Origin of the sequence: Oxalobacter paeniformigenes (assembly GCF_027158465.1) — a bacterium.
GTDB lineage: Bacteria > Pseudomonadota > Gammaproteobacteria > Burkholderiales > Burkholderiaceae_D > Oxalobacter > Oxalobacter paeniformigenes.
Genome location: NZ_JAMKYL010000003.1, coordinates 117565 through 136420, shown reverse-complemented (window position 1 = coordinate 136420; position 18856 = coordinate 117565). Strand labels below are relative to the sequence as shown.

At 53.6% G+C, this 18856-nt stretch carries 19 protein-coding genes and 1 riboswitch; of the genes, 7 read left to right on the top strand and 12 right to left on the bottom strand.

Annotation, left to right across the window (positions count from 1 at the left end; genetic code table 11):
- Positions 1–639 (bottom strand): transcriptional repressor LexA, encoded by a 639-nt coding sequence (gene lexA, locus NAI64_RS05575; protein ID WP_269298600.1) that lies wholly within the window; start codon positions 637–639, stop codon positions 1–3.
- A 255-nt stretch (positions 640–894) separates the two neighbouring features.
- Here lexA and rpsF point away from each other — a divergent pair, with 255 nt between their 5' ends.
- From rpsF to rplI, 4 genes are read left to right on the top strand one after another with little or no spacing between them, the layout of a single operon-like run.
- Positions 895–1272, top strand: a complete 378-nt coding sequence (gene rpsF / locus NAI64_RS05570; RefSeq protein WP_269298598.1) for a 30S ribosomal protein S6 — start codon at positions 895–897, stop codon at positions 1270–1272.
- Positions 1206–1598, top strand: a complete 393-nt coding sequence (priB, locus tag NAI64_RS05565; protein WP_331282610.1) for a primosomal replication protein N — start codon at positions 1206–1208, stop codon at positions 1596–1598. The genes rpsF and priB overlap by 67 nt, the downstream gene beginning before the upstream one ends.
- A 29-nt stretch (positions 1599–1627) precedes the next feature.
- On the top strand, positions 1628–1912 hold the full coding sequence (rpsR, locus tag NAI64_RS05560; protein ID WP_005876217.1) for a 30S ribosomal protein S18: 285 nt from the start codon (positions 1628–1630) through the stop codon (positions 1910–1912).
- A gap of 37 nt (positions 1913–1949) precedes the next feature.
- Positions 1950–2402, top strand: coding sequence for a 50S ribosomal protein L9 (gene rplI / locus NAI64_RS05555; protein ID WP_269298596.1), 453 nt, complete (start codon positions 1950–1952; stop codon positions 2400–2402).
- Between the two features lie 183 nt (positions 2403–2585).
- Here rplI and NAI64_RS05550 read toward each other — a convergent pair whose 3' ends face one another.
- From NAI64_RS05550 to NAI64_RS05540, 3 genes are all read right to left on the bottom strand, one after another.
- Complete coding sequence (locus NAI64_RS05550; protein WP_269298594.1) at positions 2586–3044, bottom strand: universal stress protein; 459 nt, start codon at positions 3042–3044, stop codon at positions 2586–2588.
- A 99-nt stretch (positions 3045–3143) separates the two neighbouring features.
- Complete coding sequence (locus NAI64_RS05545; protein WP_269298592.1) at positions 3144–4454, bottom strand: homoserine dehydrogenase; 1311 nt, start codon at positions 4452–4454, stop codon at positions 3144–3146.
- Between the two features lie 43 nt (positions 4455–4497).
- On the bottom strand, positions 4498–5784 hold the full coding sequence (locus tag NAI64_RS05540; protein ID WP_269298590.1) for a pyridoxal phosphate-dependent aminotransferase: 1287 nt from the start codon (positions 5782–5784) through the stop codon (positions 4498–4500).
- Positions 5785–5969: 185 nt separating this feature from the next.
- Between NAI64_RS05540 and NAI64_RS05535 the strand changes: the two genes are divergently transcribed.
- From NAI64_RS05535 to NAI64_RS05525, 3 genes are all read left to right on the top strand, one after another.
- Positions 5970–6353, top strand: a complete 384-nt coding sequence (locus NAI64_RS05535) for an Mth938-like domain-containing protein (protein WP_269298589.1) — start codon at positions 5970–5972, stop codon at positions 6351–6353.
- Positions 6354–6440: 87 nt separating this feature from the next.
- Entirely contained in the window at positions 6441–6917 is a 477-nt protein-coding gene (locus tag NAI64_RS05530) for a peroxiredoxin (RefSeq protein ID WP_269298587.1), read from the top strand.
- An 89-nt stretch (positions 6918–7006) separates the two neighbouring features.
- Positions 7007–8743 (top strand): PhoH family protein, encoded by a 1737-nt coding sequence (locus NAI64_RS05525; RefSeq protein ID WP_269298585.1) that lies wholly within the window; start codon positions 7007–7009, stop codon positions 8741–8743.
- Positions 8744–8811: 68 nt separating this feature from the next.
- Here the strand turns inward: NAI64_RS05525 and NAI64_RS05520 are convergent, their stop codons facing one another.
- The 8 genes from NAI64_RS05520 to ldcA all read right to left on the bottom strand — a co-directional run bounded on the left by NAI64_RS05520 (position 8812) and on the right by ldcA (position 18707).
- Complete coding sequence (locus NAI64_RS05520) at positions 8812–9948, bottom strand: SEL1-like repeat protein (protein ID WP_269298583.1); 1137 nt, start codon at positions 9946–9948, stop codon at positions 8812–8814.
- 230 nt (positions 9949–10178) lie between these two features.
- Complete coding sequence (gene clpB, locus NAI64_RS05515) at positions 10179–12773, bottom strand: ATP-dependent chaperone ClpB (RefSeq protein WP_269298581.1); 2595 nt, start codon at positions 12771–12773, stop codon at positions 10179–10181.
- A gap of 103 nt (positions 12774–12876) precedes the next feature.
- Complete coding sequence (gene crcB / locus NAI64_RS05510) at positions 12877–13254, bottom strand: fluoride efflux transporter CrcB (RefSeq protein WP_269298580.1); 378 nt, start codon at positions 13252–13254, stop codon at positions 12877–12879.
- Between the two features lie 119 nt (positions 13255–13373).
- A riboswitch (Fluoride riboswitch) is annotated at positions 13374–13446 on the bottom strand.
- A gap of 198 nt (positions 13447–13644) precedes the next feature.
- Entirely contained in the window at positions 13645–14064 is a 420-nt protein-coding gene (locus tag NAI64_RS05505) for a molybdenum cofactor biosynthesis protein MoaE (protein ID WP_269298724.1), read from the bottom strand.
- A 33-nt stretch (positions 14065–14097) separates the two neighbouring features.
- Positions 14098–14961: a carboxylating nicotinate-nucleotide diphosphorylase gene (nadC, locus tag NAI64_RS05500; RefSeq protein ID WP_269298578.1), complete on the bottom strand. Its 864-nt coding sequence runs from the start codon at positions 14959–14961 to the stop codon at positions 14098–14100.
- Positions 14958–16082, bottom strand: a complete 1125-nt coding sequence (nadA, locus tag NAI64_RS05495) for a quinolinate synthase NadA (RefSeq protein WP_269298576.1) — start codon at positions 16080–16082, stop codon at positions 14958–14960. Before nadA ends, nadC begins: the two co-directional genes overlap by 4 nt.
- An 85-nt stretch (positions 16083–16167) precedes the next feature.
- Positions 16168–17766 (bottom strand): ABC-F family ATPase, encoded by a 1599-nt coding sequence (locus NAI64_RS05490; RefSeq protein WP_269298574.1) that lies wholly within the window; start codon positions 17764–17766, stop codon positions 16168–16170.
- A gap of 35 nt (positions 17767–17801) precedes the next feature.
- Positions 17802–18707: a muramoyltetrapeptide carboxypeptidase gene (ldcA, locus tag NAI64_RS05485; protein ID WP_269298572.1), complete on the bottom strand. Its 906-nt coding sequence runs from the start codon at positions 18705–18707 to the stop codon at positions 17802–17804.
- Positions 18708–18856: the final 149 nt, after the last annotated feature.

Below are 18856 nucleotides of genomic sequence, written 5' to 3'. Positions count from 1 at the left end.
TCACTGCCAGGTACGCAACAGCCCGACAACCAGTCCTTCAATCCTGAAACCGTCCGCATCGGTATTGACCCGGATCGGTGCAAAGTCAGGATTTTCGGAAATCAGTTCGATCATCTGACCGGTCTTGCGGAACCGCTTGACCGTCACATCATCCCCCAGACGTGCCACAACAATCTGCCCGTTCCGAGCCTTTTCCGTTTTCCTGACAGCGACAAGATCACCTTCCAGAATACCGATATCGCGCATGGACAATCCCCTGACCTTCAACAAATAATCCGGTTTTTCCGAAAAAAGCGACGGATCCAGAAAATAGGTTTTCTCGACATGCTCCTGGGCCAGAATAGGCGAACCCGCCGCAACACGCCCGACAAGCGGAACCGCATACTGTTCCTGCTTCTGTGGTTCGGAAAGTGTTATCTTCCCCACGTCATGCAAAAGACGGATACCCCGTGAAATACCCGGAACCATTTCAATGACGCCTTTTCTTGCCAGCGCCTGCAAATGTTCCTCTGCTGCATTGACGGACTTGAATCCCAGTTCGGCGGCGATTTCCGCGCGTGTCGGCGGGAACCCTGTCTTGTCGATCGACTGGACAATCAGTTCCAGAATTTCCTGTTGACGTGCGGTCAGCTTTATCATAAGGCCCTCGTAAGAATGGAAACGACTGATAATATTTGACTGGAAATTTTTATAGTCTGTTCATTTACCCAGTATTTTAAAAGAGAAAGTGCTGTTTTTCCACCGATTCGACAGCGTTTTTCAGGAAACGCCAAACGGGCCGGTATAGCATATATTGCCAATAAATACGTAACGCGGTAGAATTGCAGGATTTTCTTCTTCCCGCACCTGACTTGACGCCGGGGCGGGCTATTTTAACGTCCAAAAGGAGTATGCATGCGTCACTACGAAATCGTCTTTATCGTTCATCCTGACCAGAGCGAACAGGTTCCGGCCATGATCGAACGTTACAAAAACAATGTCACATCGCGCGGCGGAAAAATCCATCGTGTTGAAGACTGGGGCCGCCGTCAGCTGGCCTACATGATCAACAAGTTCGCCAAGGCCCACTATGTTCTGATGAACATCGAATGCGACAGCGAAACCCTGAATGAACTGGAAACCGCATTCAAGTTCAACGATGCCATTTTGCGTCATCTGACGGTCAAAATGAAACATGCTGAAACCGGTCCTTCCCCGATGATGAAATCGGCACAGAAGGAAGAATCCGCCAAGGCAGCCCCTGCCCCGGCAGAACAGACCGCTTCAGCCTGACAAAACCGCGACAGGAGAATTCCCTGACTGCTGAAAACCGCCTCCGGCTGACTGCCAGAATCATCGAACGCGAAGCGGTACGATACACTCCGGCAGGCATACCGGTCATCGCAACCCGATTGTGGCATCGTTCCCAACAGTGGGAAGCGGAAATCGGCCGGAACGTCGAATTCGAAATACCTGCCATCGTGATCGGCGATATTTCGGAATCGTTTGCAAAACTGGAAACCGGTCCGTTTTACCATTTCACGGGTTTTCTGGCGGCAAAAAGTCTCAAAAGCAGGAATCTTCTGTTTCATATCACCGGCTTTTCATCGATTGAATAGGCCAAACCTTTTATATACAGGAGCCGAAAATGGCATTTGGTAAAAAATTCGACAAGAACAAAAACAAGGACAAACGCAAACAGCAGAACCCACTGTTCAAACGCAAGAAATTCTGCCGTTTCACCGTAGCAAACGTAGAACAGATCGATTACAAGGATATCGATACCCTGAAAGATTTCATCCAGGAAAACTGCAAGATCATGCCGGCACGCCTGACGGGCACCAAGGCACACTATCAGCGTCAGCTGGATACGGCCATCAAGCGCGCCCGTTTCCTGGCCCTGCTGCCATACACTTCCCTGCATTCCGCCTGATTTTTGCCGGTCAATCTAGAGAATATTGGAGAAAAAAATGCAAGTTATTTTGTTGGAAAAAGTCGGCAATCTCGGCAATCTGGGTGATGTCGTCAAGGTCAAGGACGGCTATGCACGCAACTTCCTGATCCCGCAGCGCATGGCACGCCGTGCAACTGCAGCCGCCATCGAGGAATTCGAAGCAAAACGCGCCGAACTGGAAAAAGCGGCTGCCGAAAAACTGGCAGCTGCCCAGGCACAGGGCGAAAAACTGGAAGGTCTGACCGTCCAGATCCTGCAAAAATCGGGCGTCGATGGCCGTCTGTTCGGTTCCGTCACCAACTTCGACATCGCCGAAGCGCTTACCAAACAAGGCTTCGACATCCACAAGGCTCAGGTTCGCCTGCCACAGGGTCCGTTCAAGACTGTTGGGGACTTCCCTGTTTCCATCGCACTGCATTCCGACGTCGTTGTCGATATCACGGTTTCCGTACTCGGCGAACACATCTGACCGGTTTGCATTCCTTGTCAGAAATCCCGGGATATTCCCGGGATTTTTTTTGCAGGAATTGCCCCCAGCTATCCATCAACAGGTACGACATGACACATTTTCGCTTCCTGTCATACCAATACCGCTCATACAAAAAAACGCCATACGGTATCTGTATGGCGTTTTTTTTAAAGAAAAATACGATTATTTTTTCTTGCGGATATGATGAACCAGTACAGGAATCTGGCACAGATTCAATACCTTTGTCGTCACACTCCCCAACAGCAGCTGTCCGAGTCCGGAACGGCCATGCGACCCCATGAAAATCAGGTCGCAATTCTGTTCCTTCGCCGCATCGGCAATGGCAGAACCCGCCGAATTGGAAAACAGCACAATACTCGAAAAAGGAACACCGGCCTGTTTTGCCGCTTCCTGTACCGGCTGAAGATATTCCATGCCGACCTTGCGCATCATCGAATCATATTCTTCCTCGATCGGATACGTAGGCGGAATGATTTCGACGTATACCGGGTACTGGTACTCAGGCGCGACATACACACCGACCACCTCGGATTTGTTGTCCGCCGCAAAAGCGACACCTTCGAGCGCTGCGGCAGTTGAAAGTTCCGAACCGTCAGTCGGAATCATGATTTTATTGAACATGGCTATCTCCCAAAGAAACCTGCTGGAAAGAATATTGGCATACCGTCACCGGCTGTCAGCCAATCCTGAACCTTCCGTTAGACTAATTTAAGAATGACATTACATCAATTCCTCAAGTCGTATTTTCGTCACTTTTCCCATCACGGTGGATAATTTTTCCACTTTTTCGATGGCGGCATTCATATTCTTTTCCTGTGTCATATGCGTCAGGATGATGATATCGACCAGTGTTTCCCCTTCCATTGGTTCCTTCTGCAGGAAAGCATCGATGGAAATTTTCAGGTCGGCCAGAATACGCGTGATATCCGCGAGAACACCAGGCTGATCCTTGACCTGCATTCTCAGGTAATAGCTGGTGGTGACTTCCGACATCGGCAGTATCGGTGTATTCGTCAATGCATCCGGCTGGAAAGCCAGATGGGGAACACGGTGCTCCGGATCGACCGATTCCAGACGGGCGATATCGACCAGATCGGCGATCACGGCGGATGCCGTCGGTTCGGAACCTGCACCCTTGCCGTAATACAGGGAAGCGCCGACCGCATCGCTGTTAACCAGCACGGCATTCATCGCGCCTTCCACATTGGCGATCAGGCGTTTGGACGGAATCAGCGTCGGATGGACACGCAATTCGATACCGTTTTTCATCCGCTTGGTGATACCCAGCAACTTGATACGATACCCCAGCTGTTCGGCATACTTGATATCGATCGCCTCTAGCCGGTTGATCCCTTCGACATAGGCCTTGTCGAACTGGACAGGAATACCGAAAGCCAGCGACGACATGATCGTGACCTTGTGTGCGGCATCGAACCCTTCAATATCGAAAGTCGGATCGGATTCAGCATAACCGAGTTCCTGCGCATTTTTCAGAACCGTATCGAAATCCAGTCCTTTTTCGCGCATTTCCGACAAAATGAAATTGGTCGTACCGTTGATGATGCCGGCGATCCATTCGATCCGGTTGGCAGTCAACCCTTCACGCAATGCCTTGATGATCGGAATACCGCCAGCAACGGCAGCTTCGAACGCCACGATCACCTTTTTGTTTTGGGCAGCTTCGAAAATTTCATTGCCATGCAAAGCCAGCAATGCCTTGTTGGCCGTCACGACATGCTTGCCGTTGGCGATGGCTTTCAGAACGAAATCCTTTGCGACGCCATAACCGCCGATCAGTTCCACCACGATGTCGATATCGGGATTGTTCACCAGCAGATTGCCGTCAGCGACGACTTCACAGTCACCGTTGACGATCTTGCGTGCCATCTCCACATTGCGGTCGGCAACCATGACGACCTCTATGTTCCGACCGGCACGCCCCCTGATTTCTTTCTGATTCCGTTTCAGTACATTGAAGGTACCGGAACCGACGGTTCCCAATCCCAGAATTCCAACTTTAACCGGCTTCATATTTCCTTTTTTTACCAAATTTCCCTGTTTACCAAATGATGCTTCAAACGACTCTCAGTTCCTTTTCCTGACGGATTTTTCCGTATTTTTTCATTGCCAGCTCTTCGGTACCGAACTTGCGGCGATAATATTCCAGGAAACGGGCGATACGTTCGATCGCATGTGTCAAATCGTCCGAATTCGGCAAGAACACGACACGGAAATGATCCGGTGCGATCCAGTTGAATCCGGTACCCTGTACGATCAGGACCTTTTCCCTTTCCAGCAATTCATAAGCGAACTGCCTGTCATCCTGAATCGGATAAATTTCCGGATCCAGTCTCGGGAACATGTAAAGCGATGCTTTTGCCTTGACGCAGGTCACACCCGGTATGTCGGTCAGCAATTTGTACGCCAGATCACGTTGCCGTGCCAGTCTTCCACCGGGCGCGACCAGATCGTTGATACTCTGGTAACCGCCCAGTGCCGTCTGGATGGCGAACTGCCCCGGTACATTCGAACACAACCGCATGGATGAAAGCATGTCCAGACCGACGATATAATCACGGGCGTATTTTTTCTCGCCCGAAACGACCATCCAGCCGACACGATAACCGCAGGAACGGTAATTTTTCGACAAGCCGTTCATGGTGATGAACAGCACATCGTTGGCGAGCGAAGCCATCGACGTATGCGTGACACCATCGTACAGACACTTGTCGTAGATTTCATCGGCGAACACGATCAGCTGATGTTCACGTGCCAGATCGACGATTTTTTTCAACAATTCGTCTGGATACAGCGCACCGGTCGGATTGTTCGGATTGATGACGACGATCGCTTTCGTATGCGGCGTGATTTTCGATTCGATATCGGCGATATCCGGCATCCAGTCGTTGGCTTCGTCACACAGATAATGGACTGCCTTGCCGCCGGCCAGCGTGACCGCCGCCGTCCACAGCGGATAATCCGGTGCCGGAACCAGCACTTCGTCACCATTGTCCAGAAGGGCCTGCATGCTCATGACGATCAGCTCGGACGCGCCATTGCCGATATAGATATCGTCGATCGTCACACCTTCGATATTTTTCTGCTGTGTGTACTGCATGATCGCTTTCCGGGACGCGAACATGCCCTTGGAATCGGAATACGGCGCGGCGTTGAGCATGTTCTTGATCATGTCGCGCACGATTTCATCAGGCGGTTCGAAACCGAACGCACCGACATTGCCGATGTTCAGTTTGATGATTTTCTGGCCTTCCGCTTCCATTTGCCGCGCTCTTTCCAGAACGGGTCCGCGTATGTCATAACAAACATTTGCCAGCTTTTTCGATTTGTTGATAAGGTGCATTTTGTGCTCCCGGAATATGTTTAAGGATGGTGCCCTTCGATACCAGACAATATATCATTCTGATTCATACCCGACACTGAATCAAGACTGAAACCACTAAATAAATAAGCCTATCACTTTATGACCGTTTAGGTAAGCAAAAAAAGCATGAGGCGCTATCAGGCCGCATGACACACAATATCATTATGAAGATCGAACCCGAACAAACCGCATTGCATCAAGGCATTTCCGCATACGATGACCATCAAATCGTGATTGCCGGCCGCGCATACCGGCACAGTCTGATCGCCATGCCGGGCATGCAACCTGTCCGCTGGCCGGTCACATCCTTCGATACACTGACGATAGACGACCTTGTCGCGCTGAAAACCTGGCGGCCCGACATCGTCGTACTCGGTACCGGGCAGCATACCCGGCAACTTCCGCAGGACTGGATATTCACCCTGCTCGAACACGGCATCATCATCGAATGCATGAACAATCGCTCGGCCTGCGGCACCTGCAACCTCTTGCTTGCCGAAGAACGGAATGTTTTGCTTGCGCTTGTCATGAATGAGATAAATCCATAAAAAACGGTTACACTTCCATCATATCCATACGGCGCACATTATTCGTACAGGCACCGTCACCGGGAAAAACAAAAAGAGAAAACGACCATGTCAGAAGAAACCATCCAGCTCAACCAGACCATACCCGATTTCACGGCAGATGCGACCATCAAGCCGTTCAGACTGTCTGACTACAAGGGAAAAAACCTTGTCCTGTATTTCTATCCCAAGGACAATACGCCGGGCTGTACGGCGGAAAGCATCGATTTCCGCGACCATTACCCGGAATTCCAGCAGGCGGGAACCGAAATCGTCGGCGTCAGCCGGGACAGCATCCGCTCGCACGAAAACTTCGCAAAAAAATTCGACCTGCCCTTTCCGCTGATTTCCGACCCTGATGAAACGCTGTGCAACCGCTTCAACGTCATGAAAACGAAAACCCGTTACGGAAAAGTCGGACGCGGCATCGAACGCAGCACATTCCTGATTGACCGGAACGGACAACTGGTGAAAGAATGGCGTGGCGTGAAAGTCCCCGGCCACATCGGTGAAATACTTGAAGCGGCACGCGAACTTGACCGCTGAACATGCAGCATGCAGGGAAAACGCCGTCCCGGTTTCCCGACGTAACACGATTGCACTCCGGACACCAACAAACAAAAAGCGAGGTTACGATGCCATTACCCAAAATGCCTGCCAAACCAGCCGATACCCTTTCTCCGAAAGATGCCGCGGCAACCCGGCTGCCGGACGATGCCGTAGCGTTGGCCCGAAAAACCGCAAAAGCGGCAAAAGCCGCAAAGCCGCCGGTTACGCAGACAACCGTTCCCGCAGGAGACGGCACGAGCAAAACGACACCGTCCCGCAAAGCCGCCGTGGCCGCTCCGGAAAAACCGCGCCGTGCCATGTCGGCAGCCAAACCGCCATCACGTCCACCCCGCAAAAAACTGGTGGAAACCACCCTGCAATCGCCGCTGAGCCGTGCAGCCAGCCAGTCCGGAGAAACGAAACTGTTCGTTCTGGACACCAATGTCCTGATGCACGATCCGACCTCACTGTTCCGTTTCGAGGAACATGATATTTTCCTGCCGATGATCACGCTGGAAGAACTCGACAACCACAAACGCGGTATGTCAGACGTCGCCCGCAACGTCCGGCAAGTCACCCGGACGCTGGATTTGCTCGTCGCCGACGTGGATGAAAGCGTCCTGCTGACCGAAGGCATTCCACTGAACAAACTGGGCAACCGCGAGGCGCAGGGACACCTTTTCTTCCAGACAAACATGGAAGCCAGCCCGCTACCCGAAAATCTGGCATCCGACAAGGCCGACAACCAGATTCTCGGCGTCATGATGACACTGCGCGCCAAACATCCGGGACGCGCCGTCGTCATGGTCTCCAAGGACATCAACATGCGCATCAAGGCACGCGCGCTGGGTCTCTCCTCGGAAGACTACTTCAACGATCAGGTACTGGAAGATTCCGACCTGCTCTACCCGGGTACCCTGCAACTGCCTGCCAACTTCTGGGAAAAACACGGCAAGAATATCGAAACCTGGCATGAAAACGACCATCACGGCGTCAGCCAGACCCTCTACCGTATCAGCGGGCCGATGGTATCGTCCATGGTCGTCAACCAGTTCGTCTATCTCGAACCGGAAGCCGGTGAAACACCGTTTCAGGCGCAAGTCAAACAAATCGAAGGCAAAAAAGCCGTTCTCGAAACCCTGCATGACTATACCCATGGCAAAAACAACGTCTGGGGCATTACTGCACGCAACCGCGAACAGAATTTCGCCTTCAATATCCTGATGAACCCTGATATCGACATCGTCACCCTTGTGGGACAAGCCGGTACCGGCAAGACCCTGCTGGCGCTTGCCGCCGGGCTGACACAGGTACTGGAAATGAAACGGTACAACGAAGTCATCGTCACCCGCGTCACGATTCCTGTCGGCGAAGACATCGGCTTTCTGCCGGGAACGGAAGAAGAAAAAATGTCGCCATGGATGGGCGCGCTCGACGACAATCTGGAAGTCTTGTCCAAGGCAGACAACGACGCCGGCGAATGGGGACGCGCCACGACCCAGGAACTCATCCGCTCGCGCATCTCGATCAAGTCCCTGAACTTCATGCGCGGACGCACCTTCGTGGACAAGTTCCTCATCATCGACGAAGCGCAAAACCTCACACCGAAACAGATGAAAACGCTGATCACCCGCGCGGGTCCGGGAACCAAGATCGTCTGTCTGGGCAACATCGCACAGATCGACACCCCGTATCTGACCGAAGGCTCCAGCGGTCTGACCTATGTCGTCGACCGTTTCAGAGGATGGGAACACAGCGGGCACGTCATGCTGGCACGCGGTGAACGCTCCAGACTGGCGGACTACGCAGCGGATATTCTCTGAACGTATCCATGAAACAAAAGCCGGTGCTTTCAGGCACCGGCTTTTGTTTCTGTCCGCCAAACGCGATGTCAGTCCCCGAACGGACTCAGGCGGTTCCAGTCGAACTTGTCCAGATAATCATCGACAAATGCCGCCCGTTTGTTTTTATATTTTTCCACCAGCTCTTTCGATTTTTCCCTTTGCGACGCCGTCAGACCAGAAGGCTGGATCGAAAGAATGGCATCCAGTGTCCGTTCATACGGAAAATAATGAAAACCGCTTCCGGTATCGGTAAACCCTTTTCGCGCATACCCCACCGGCATTTGCAACAACAATTCCGTTGCCGCATGCGCCACAGCCTTGTTGTTGTGCGTTTGGGCGATCAGTCTGAGTGCCTGATACACCGCACATGAACCGTTTCCCTTGACCCCAGGTCCAAGTTTCTCCCAGACCTCGTTTTCATAAAACACATCCTGCCTGATCTTGCAGACCGCCTCGGCATTGCCGTTTTGCGCCGACTGCAAAAACCAGTCCTGTGCAGTCTTTTCCTCACCGTAAACCCGGTAAATCTCACCCAGCATATACTGCGCATATGGAATCTGGCGATCCGCAAAACTCCGGTACTGCTTCATCGCCCGTGCAAACCACGACTGCGCCTGCGCACTCTTGAAATTCATGCAATAACGCGCATAAAAATACTGCGCATCCGCATTGCCGGTCACCGCGACCGGATATACCTGCTGGCAAGCCTCATTCAGGCGTTCGGCAAAAAACCGTTTTCCCTCATCCGTCGCATCCTGATTCTCCAGATACATTTCATACTGCTTCATCAAGGCCAACACATTGCCCTTTTGTGCAGAAACACCATACAAATCATAAACTTCCTGCGCGGTATGGGAAGGCTGGTTTTCCCACAGCTGGTAACGCGCCGCACGTCGATATTCCGCGACACCCGGCAAATTGTCAGGCAGGAAATCATTGAAATCGACCGCGATTTTTTTCCATGCCTTCGGATCGGTCACTTCCTTTTCGGACTTCTTGCCGTCATCCGTTTCCCAGAACACCAGATAACGGCTGAAATAACTCGTCCATGAAGACGATTCCTCTTTGGCTTGCCGGCCATTTCTGTCACTGTCGGCAAAAGCCGTTACAGAAAACATGCCCGCAAAAAAGGCACACAATCCCGCCGCAGCCCACCGTTTCGCACGATATTTCATATTCAGCATTGTCGTATTCCATGAATGGCCGGCAATCCCTGCCTGATGCATTGCCATGCCTGAAAAACGTACAAACAAAACCGTCACAACGAACATAAAGCATCCGGTATCGCTTGACAAGACTTCGGGCAACAGCAAAAAACGCAACCACCCTTTGCCCTGCAATGTACCACAACAACACGGGCATAAAAAAACCCCCTGCCCGGTCAGGACAGAGGGTTTTATATCAGAAACGAATGTCAGTCGGCTTTTCGTTTGTCGAACACCAGCTCGCCATTCTTTTCGTCCACAACGATGACATCTTTCGGACCGAACTTGCCTTCCAGAATATACTTCGACAACGGATTTTCGATCCGGTTCTGGATAGCCCGTTTCAGCGGGCGGGCGCCGAACAATGGATCGAAACCTGCTTCCGCGATCTTGTGCAATGCGGCATCCGATACTTCCATCGACATTTCCATACCCTGCAAACGGCGGTTGACCAGTTCGAGCTGAATCTTGGCGATCGCACCGATATTCTTTTCATCCAGCGCATGGAAGACCACGATCTCATCCACACGGTTGATGAATTCCGGACGGAAATGTTTGCGGACTTCATCCATGACAGCCACCTTGATCAGACCCTGATCGCTCTTGTCCATCGACTGGATGATCTGCGAACCCAGATTCGAGGTCATGACGATGACGGTATTCTTGAAATCCACCGTACGTCCCTGTCCGTCGGTCATTCGTCCATCATCGAGAACCTGCAACAGGACATTGAACACATCCGGATGCGCCTTTTCGATTTCATCAAGCAAAATGACACTGTACGGTTTGCGGCGTACCGCTTCGGTCAGATAACCGCCTTCTTCATAGCCGACATATCCCGGAGGCGCACCGATCAGACGGGCGACCGAGTGTTTTTCCATGAATTCGCTCATGTCGATACGGATCATGGCTTCTTCCGTATCGAACAGGAAAGCGGCCAGCGCCTTGCACAATTCGGTCTTGCCCACACCGGTCGGCCCAAGGAACATGAAAGAACCATACGGCCGGTTAGGGTCGGACAGACCGGCACGCGAACGCCTGATCGCTTCGGAAACCGCAACGATCGCTTCATGCTGGCCGACGACCCGTTTATGCAGTTCGTCTTCCATATGCAAGAGCTTGTCGCGTTCGCCCTGCATCATCTTCGAGACAGGGATACCGGTAGCCCGCGAAACCACTTCCGCGATTTCCTCGGCATCGACCTGCGTGCGCAACAGCCTCGGATGATCGTGTTCCAGTTTTTCGTCCTTCTTCGTTTCCGCTGCCAGCGCTTTTTCCAGTTCCGGCAGACGACCGTACATCAATTCGGACATCTTCTGGTAATCGCCGCGCCGTTTGGCCTCCTCGATCTGCTGGCGAACCTTGTCGATTTCTTCCTTGATATGCTTGGAACCTTCCACCCCTGCCTTTTCAGCTTTCAGGATTTCATCATAATCGGCATATTCCTTTTCCAGCTTCGTGATTTCTTCTTCCAGAAGCGCAAGCCGTTTCTTCGAAGCCTCGTCCGTTTCCTTCCTCATGGCTTCCCGTTCGATCTTGAGCTGGATGATCCGGCGATCGAGCTTGTCCATGACTTCCGGTTTGGAATCGATTTCCATCTTGATACGCGATGCGGCTTCATCGATCAGGTCGATCGCCTTGTCCGGCAGGAAACGGTCGGTAATGTAACGGTGCGACAATTCCGCCGCGGCGATAATGGCAGGGTCGGTGATTTCCACCCCGTGATGCAATTCGTATTTTTCCTGCAAGCCACGCAAAATGGCGATCGTATCCTCGACGGACGGCTCATCGACGATGATTTTCTGGAAACGACGTTCCAGCGCGGCATCCTTTTCGATGTACTTGCGATATTCGTCCAGCGTCGTCGCACCGACACAATGCAGTTCGCCACGAGCCAGCGCCGGTTTCAGCATATTGCCGGCATCCATCGCGCCTTCGGCCTTGCCCGCACCGACCATCGTATGGATTTCATCGATAAAGACAATATCCTGCCCTTCGTCTTTCGCCAGTTCGTTCAGAACCGCTTTCAGACGTTCCTCGAATTCACCACGGAATTTCGCACCGGCCAGAAGCGCAGCCATATCCAGCGCCAGCACCCGCTTGCCCTTCAGGCTTTCCGGCACTTCATTGTTGACGATACGCTGTGCCAACCCTTCAACGATCGCGGTCTTGCCCACACCCGGTTCACCGATCAGCACCGGATTGTTCTTCGTACGACGCTGCAAAACCTGAATGGCACGACGGATTTCATCATCACGGCCGATCACCGGATCGAGCTTGCCCGAACGGGCACGTTCCGTCAGATCCAGCGTATATTTCTTCAGGGCTTCCCGCTGACTTTCCGCATCGGCGGAATTGACGTTCGCATCACCGCGAACGGCCTGAATAGCCGCTTCCAGCGCACTTCGTGTCAGACCGGCTTCACGTGCCAGCCGCCCCGCTTCGGACTTGTCATCCAGCAAGGCCAGCAAAATCATTTCGCTGGCGATGAACTGGTCATTGCGTTTCTGGGCTTCACGATCAGCCAGATTGAGCACATTGACCAGTTCCCGCCCGATCTGGACATCGCCCCCCGTTCCGCTCACCTTCGGCAAACGATCCATCGCCGTTTTCAGCGACGTGGCCAACCGGTTGACGTTCACACCGGCCCGCTGCAGCAGCGAACGGGTACTGCCATCATTCTGTTGCAACAAGGCCGCCAGCAAATGCACCGGATCGACATACTGGTTGTCGTTACCGACCGCCAGACTCTGTGCATCTGCAATGGCTTCCTGTAATTTGGTTGTCAATTTGTCTTGACGCATTGAATTCTCCCGATAACTGTCATTGAATCCTATATAGGGTCAGCATACCCGATTTCAAGACCTTTTCATTGCGAAAATTGAAACGGAAACGATATTTCCCAGCCTACATTCCGGAGAAAAACCGGTAACTGGCAAACCCCGCCAGACACAGCAAAACCGCCCCCGCGACATGCAAAACGACCTGTGCGGCGGCCCAGACATAATCCCCGCGCTGTATCATCAGCACCGTCTCCGCAGAAAAAGTCGAAAACGTCGTCAACCCACCCAGAAAACCGGTAATCGCAAACAACCGCCATTCCGGACTGATACCGTTATGCGTACTGAAAAACGCCATCGCCAGCCCGATCACATACCCGCCCGCCAGATTGGCCACCAGCGTCCCCAGCGGGATATGCTGATGCACCTGATTGAGCAACATCCCCAGCCCCCATCTGATCCAGGCACCGAGCGCAGCACCGATACCGACCGCGATAAATCCCATTGTATCCCCCAATTCATCAAAAAACGAAAACTCGCACCGTCCCGCACTCTCACACAAGACAGCAGACATACCGGATCAGGGAAGAAAAGACAGATACGCCGACCCCTCACCGAACCGGTGAAAAATCAGGCGTCATCAGCCGCACGAAAGCGCGGCGGTTGGGAAAGGTGGAACACCATCACCTTTTGGCACCGGACAAGCAACTCCCGGCACCAATACAATTCAATTTGTTAGCAACGAGGATTTTACCTTCTTTCCGCATGAAACGGATAGCACGGGATAGCGTGCATGGCAAAAGAAAACGACAGGCAGTATCTTCACGGTTGAGTTTCATCCCGAATAATAACGAACGTCGTGCAAGTGACTGGGAAGTGTATCGCCAAACCCGCTTCATCTGCCCCTGACCCAGTGCGCACCTGTCGGGGTTTCTTCCTTTTTCCAGAAAGGGGCGCGATCTTTCAGGGTATCGATGATGTATTCGCAGGCTGAAAAGGCTTCTCCGCGATGGCTGGATGCCACGGCGATCAGGACGATCCGGTCGGACGGTTTGAGTTTGCCGACACGGTGGATGATGGTCACGTCCAGTATGTCCCAGCGTTTCAACGCTTCGTCTGCGATGTCCCGCAGGACGTTTTCCGTCATTTCCGGATAGTGTTCCAGCTCCATGGACAGGACGGTTTCCCCGTTATGGATATCCCGCACGGTGCCGAGAAACGAGACGACGGCGCCGATGTCGTGCCGTCCGGCACGCAGGCGTTCCAGTTCTTCGTTCATGTCGAAGTCCTGTCGCTGGACGCGGACGGTCACAATCGGTTCCTGTCTCATGATGCGTCTGCCCTATGGTCAGCCAAACAGCCTGAGGGAATAGTCGGTCGCCTTGACATGCTTGGTCAGCTCGCCGATGGAGATACGATCCACACCGGTTTCGGCGATAGCGCGGATGGTATGGCGATCGATACCGCCGGAGGCTTCGAGTTCGGCGGAGCGACCGGCCTGCCGGTTGACGGCGACGGCTTCCCGCATGGCGTCAAGGCTGAAATTGTCCAGAAGAATGGAACGCGCGCCGGCTGCCAGCGCTTCCTTGAGCTGGCCGATCGTTTCGACCTCGATCTGGACGGGAACGCCTGTTTTTTTCGCTGCCTGTTCAAGCGATTGCCGGATACCGCCTGCGGCGGCGATGTGGTTTTCCTTGATCAGGATAGCGTCGTACAGCGCCAGCCGCTGGTTTTCGCCACCGCCGACGCTGACGGCGTATTTCTGGGCGATGCGCAAGCCCGGTACGGTTTTGCGTGTGTCGTATATTCTGGCGTGCGTACCCTCGACAAGCTGGACATATTCGCGGGTAGCGGTGGCGACGCCCGAAAGAAGCTGGAGAAAGTTCATCGCCGTGCGTTCCCCGGTCAGTATCGCCCGGACCGGGCCGGAAATGCGGCACACTTCGCTGTCGGCTGCCATGTCGTCACCCTCGCGGTACTGCCACTGGATAGCGATGCGGCTGTCGAGCCGGTGCATGACGGCATCAAACCACGGGATACCGCACAGGACGGCCTTTTCGCGGACGATGAGATGGCCGGATACCAGTTCGTCCGGCGGCAACAACGAGGCGGTCAAGTCGCCCGTTCCGACGTCTTCCGCCAGTGCTGTTTCCACATTGGAGGCAATCGCGGCATCCAGCAATTTTTCCCAGGCAAAACCGGAACGGTTCATGCTGCCCCCATGCCGGAAGTCAGCTTCGCTTCCCCATTCTGCGCTTTCGCTTTTTGCTGTGCTGAGAAATCAAGCATCCTTTCGATGCAGACGATGGCTTTTTTCGCCGTTTCGCCATCGACGAAAATTTCGTTTTCTTCCGTTTCCAGCACGTGCGCCAGATTTTCCAGCGAGTTCATCGCCATCCATGGGCATTGCGCACAGCTCTTGCAGGTCGCGCCGTTTCCGGCAGTCGGTGCTTCGATGAAGGTTTTTTCAGGCATTTGCTGCTGCATCTTGTGGAATATGCCCTTGTCGGTCGCGACGATGAAAGTATCCGCATCCATGGACTTGGCGGCATTGAGAATCTGGGAAGTGGAACCGACGACATCGGCCTGAATGACGACGGATGCAGGCGATTCCGGATGCACCAGTATTTTCGCGCCCGGATGTTCTTCTTTCAGCATTTTCAGTTCGGCTGCCTTGAATTCGTCATGCACCAGACAGGAACCTTGCCACATGAGCATGTCGGCGCCTGTCTGTTCCTGGATATAGCTGCCGAGATGGCGATCCGGCGCCCAGAGGATTTTTTTGCCCTGTTCGTGCAGGTGCCGGACGATGTCCAGCCCGATCGACGAGGTCGCCATCCAGTCGGCGCGTGCCTTGACGGCTGCGCTGGTATTGGCATAGACCACGACAACGCGATCCGGATGTTCATCGCAAAATGCCGAAAACGCATCGGCCGGACAACCCAGATCAAGCGAGCAGCAGGCATCGAGGTCGGGCATGAGGATTTTTTTGTCCGGACTCAAAATCTTGGCGGTTTCGCCCATGAAACGAACACCCGCGACGACAAGGGTTTTGGCCGGATTGTCCCGTCCGAAACGCGCCATTTCCAGCGAGTCTGCGACACATCCGCCGGTTTCTTCTGCCAGATCCTGAATGTCGCCATCGACGTAGTAATGCGCCACGAGTACCGCATTTTTTTCCTTGAGGAGCCGTTTGATTTTTTCGCGGCAAGCCTGTTTTTCCTGCGGCGACAGGGTACGCGGCACGCGCGCCCAGGCATTGGCGACTGTCCGTGCCCCGCTTTGCATTTCGGGCAAGTCGTACTGGACTTCCCTGATTCCGGAATTTTGCATGGTATCCACTGGTAAATTGAAAAGCTAAAAATAACTATGGCACAAACCGGCGAAATTGTCAGGAAACGATGGCTCCTTTTCGCCGTTATTCAAGCCCCTGGCTGTGCAGATATTCATCATAGCTGCCCTTGAAGTCGATGATCTGTCCATCCCTGACTTCCAGAATCCGTGTCGCGAGCGACGATACGAACTCGCGGTCATGCGAGACAAACAACAGAGTGCCGGTATATTTTTCCAGCGCGATATTCAGGGCTTCGATGGATTCCATATCCATGTGGTTGGTCGGTTCGTCCATCAGCATGACGTTGTGACGCCCCAGAATCAGTTTGCCGTACATCATGCGCCCTTTTTCGCCACCGGAAAGCACCCTGGCCGATTTCCTGACTTCGTCGCCCGAGAACAGCAACCGCCCCAGTACCGAACGCACGGTCTGGTCATCGTCACCTTCGCGGGTGAAACGTGCCATCCAGTCTGTCAGGTTCAGATCGTTGTCGAATGCTTCCGCCATGTCTTGCGGCATGTAGCCGATATCGGCATGTTCCGCCCATTTGACGGTTCCTGTATCGGCCTGCATCTGGCAGGCTTCGCCACCCAGACAGCGCAAAAGCGTCGTTTTGCCCGCGCCGTTCGCACCGATGATCGCGACTTTTTCTCCGGCTTCGATCATGATGCTGAAATCCTGAAATACCGGATGGTCATAGGATTTGGAAATATGTTCGGCCTCCAATGCCAGACGATGCAGTTTCTTGCCCGCCTCGAAACGGATATAGGGATGCACGCGGCTCGACGGTTTGACATCCTCGACGCGGATTTTCTCGATCTGGCGGGCACGGGACGTGGCTTGCCGCGCCTTGGATTTGTTGGCGGAAAAACGGCGAACGAATTCCTGCAATTCGGCGATACGTTCTTTCGCCCTGGCATTGGCGGCCTGCTGTTGCGCCCTGGCCTGTGCGGAAGCCAGCATGTAGTCATCGTAATTGCCCGGATACACTTTCAGTGTGCCGTAGTCCATGTCGGCGATATGGGTGCAGACCTGATTGAGGAAATGACGGTCGTGCGAGATGATGATCATGGTGGAATCACGTTCGTTCAGGACGTTTTCCAGCCATCGGATCGTGTTGATGTCCAGATTGTTGGTCGGTTCATCCAGAAGCAGCACATCCGGGTCGGAAAACAGCGCCTGCGCCAGCAATACGCGCAACTTCCAGCCCGGCGCGACAGCACTCATGGGACCGTTGTGGAATTCCAGTCCAATACCGACGCCGAGCAGCAATTCACCCGCGCGCGCTTCGGCCGTGTAGCCGTCGTACTCGGCGAATTTCGCTTCGAGTTCGGCAGCTTTCATGTAATCGTCGTCGGTGGCATCGGGATTGGCATAAATGGCATCGCGCTCCATCATGGTTTGCCACATTTCGGTATGCCCCATCATGACAACGTCCAGCACACGCATGTCTTCGTATGCGAACTGGTCCTGACGCAGTTTGCCAAGCCGTTCGCCCGGATCGAGCATGACGGTTCCGGAAGTCGGTTCCAGATCACCGCCCAGAATTTTCATGAAGGTCGATTTGCCGGCGCCATTGGCTCCGATCAGGCCATAACGGTTTCCTTCGCCGAACTTGACGGATACGTTTTCAAACAGCGGCCTGGGGCCGAACTGCATGGTGATATTGGCTGCTGATAGCACGATTATTCCCTGTACGACTGGTAAAACAGATTATTTTACCAAACGGTGGGATATCCGCTCAAATGCAACTGCACGACACCGTCGTGCGATACCAGATGCGCCTGTGCACCGACAGGCAAGGTGACCTTGTCAGGGACATGTCCGAAAGGCAGTCCCGTAACGACCGGAATGGTCAGCCGTGCACGCAACCATGCCAGCATGGCATCCAGATCATAGCCGTTATCGTAGTCGGTCACCCGGTATTCCGAAAAACGCCCGAGTACCAGCGCTTTCTGTTTTTCGAGAATACCGGCCTCATCGAGCTGTACCAGCATCCGCTCGATCTGGTAAGGTTGTTCATGGACATCTTCCACAAACAGAATGCCACCTTCAATATCAGGCATCCATGGTGTTCCAGTCAAATGCGCCAGCATCGCCAGATTGCCGCCCCAGAGGGTGCCGGAGGCATCGACTTCGGGATTGCCCTGCGCTGTCCACCGCACGGTCATTTCCGGCGAAGTCATGCAGCGTTCAAAATGCCCGCGCATGAACGGACTGATTTCCGCACGAGCGAAGTCGCTGTTCACCATCGGCCCGGCAAAACTGATGCCACCCTGTTTCAACAGCGCCATCTGAAAAACGGTGAAATCGCTGTGTCCGACAAACAGTTTGCCGCTTGCGGCCAGTTTGCGGAAATCGAGATAGGGCAACAGCCTCGAAGTACCATATCCGCCGCGTACCGCCATGATGATTTTCACGTCCGGATTGGCGGCCGCCTGCTCGATCTGTCGCACCCTTTCGGCATCGGTCGCGGCAAAACGCTGGTATCGCGCTTCGGGATCGTAATAGCTGAATACGCGGTATCCCGCGGCTTCGAGTCCGGCAATGCCCCGCCGGTAATCGGTATCGGATACATAGCCGCCCGGCGCGATGATCGCGATGCCTGTTTTTTCTGTTTTCATGTCGGTATTCCGTATTTCAAAAGGCGCTGGCCCGTCTGCCGCCTGTCGATATGCAGTTCCGGCACGCGGGTCCGGGACGTTTTTTTCCACTGATGAGGTAGTGTTCGGCGACGCTGGCGGCACATCCGGCGACTGACAAAAACCATCAA

Excerpts from the sequence above, each read along its gene's own strand:
- lexA (WP_269298600.1), bottom strand. The coding sequence starts at position 639 with ATGATAAAGCTGACCGCACGTCAACAGGAAATTCTGGAACTGATTGTC.
- rpsF (WP_269298598.1), top strand. The coding sequence starts at position 895 with ATGCGTCACTACGAAATCGTCTTTATCGTTCATCCTGACCAGAGCGAA.
- rpsR (WP_005876217.1), top strand. The coding sequence starts at position 1,628 with ATGGCATTTGGTAAAAAATTCGACAAGAACAAAAACAAGGACAAACGC.
- rplI (WP_269298596.1), top strand. The coding sequence starts at position 1,950 with ATGCAAGTTATTTTGTTGGAAAAAGTCGGCAATCTCGGCAATCTGGGT.
- NAI64_RS05550 (WP_269298594.1), bottom strand. The coding sequence starts at position 3,044 with ATGTTCAATAAAATCATGATTCCGACTGACGGTTCGGAACTTTCAACT.
- NAI64_RS05545 (WP_269298592.1), bottom strand. The coding sequence starts at position 4,454 with ATGAAGCCGGTTAAAGTTGGAATTCTGGGATTGGGAACCGTCGGTTCC.
- NAI64_RS05540 (WP_269298590.1), bottom strand. The coding sequence starts at position 5,784 with ATGCACCTTATCAACAAATCGAAAAAGCTGGCAAATGTTTGTTATGAC.
- NAI64_RS05535 (WP_269298589.1), top strand. The coding sequence starts at position 5,970 with ATGAAGATCGAACCCGAACAAACCGCATTGCATCAAGGCATTTCCGCA.
- NAI64_RS05530 (WP_269298587.1), top strand. The coding sequence starts at position 6,441 with ATGTCAGAAGAAACCATCCAGCTCAACCAGACCATACCCGATTTCACG.
- NAI64_RS05525 (WP_269298585.1), top strand. The coding sequence starts at position 7,007 with ATGCCATTACCCAAAATGCCTGCCAAACCAGCCGATACCCTTTCTCCG.
- NAI64_RS05520 (WP_269298583.1), bottom strand. The coding sequence starts at position 9,948 with ATGCTGAATATGAAATATCGTGCGAAACGGTGGGCTGCGGCGGGATTG.
- clpB (WP_269298581.1), bottom strand. The coding sequence starts at position 12,773 with ATGCGTCAAGACAAATTGACAACCAAATTACAGGAAGCCATTGCAGAT.
- crcB (WP_269298580.1), bottom strand. The coding sequence starts at position 13,254 with ATGGGATTTATCGCGGTCGGTATCGGTGCTGCGCTCGGTGCCTGGATC.
- nadC (WP_269298578.1), bottom strand. The coding sequence starts at position 14,961 with ATGAACCGTTCCGGTTTTGCCTGGGAAAAATTGCTGGATGCCGCGATT.
- nadA (WP_269298576.1), bottom strand. The coding sequence starts at position 16,082 with ATGCAAAATTCCGGAATCAGGGAAGTCCAGTACGACTTGCCCGAAATG.
- ldcA (WP_269298572.1), bottom strand. The coding sequence starts at position 18,707 with ATGAAAACAGAAAAAACAGGCATCGCGATCATCGCGCCGGGCGGCTAT.